The organism is Flavihumibacter cheonanensis, from assembly GCF_022352215.1.
In the GTDB taxonomy this organism is placed as follows: domain Bacteria; phylum Bacteroidota; class Bacteroidia; order Chitinophagales; family Chitinophagaceae; genus Flavihumibacter; species Flavihumibacter cheonanensis.
On the sequence record NZ_JAKRWF010000034.1, the window covers coordinates 1 to 292 of the forward strand.

At 66.8% G+C, this 292-nt stretch carries 1 protein-coding gene; it reads right to left on the reverse strand.

Going from position 1 to position 292, the window contains the following annotated elements; genetic code table 11:
• Window positions 1-292 (reverse strand): hypothetical protein (locus MD536_RS22335; protein ID WP_239603759.1); only part of this gene is annotated, 292 nt, incomplete at both ends.

The window sequence follows — 292 nt, forward strand, 5'->3', positions numbered from 1 at the left end:
CGCGGCGGCGGGCAGCAAGGTCGGCCTCCATCTGCTGGTAGTTGGCGGCGATCTTGTCGCGCAGGGCAACGACGCTGTCGTCGGTTTCCCAGCTTTCGTCGGCGAACTTGGTGTCGATTTCGGCCAGGCGGCGGTCGATGTTGGTGGCATCGCGCCATTTATCCACCAGCTGCTGGTTGGCTGAGGCGTCGCGCCAGGCGGCGGGCATCTGGCGGCGGTCGCGCCGCAATTGCAAACGGCGGCGGATTTGCTCGTCGCGGCCGCTGCGGTTTTCGCGTTCGGCGATCTCCTT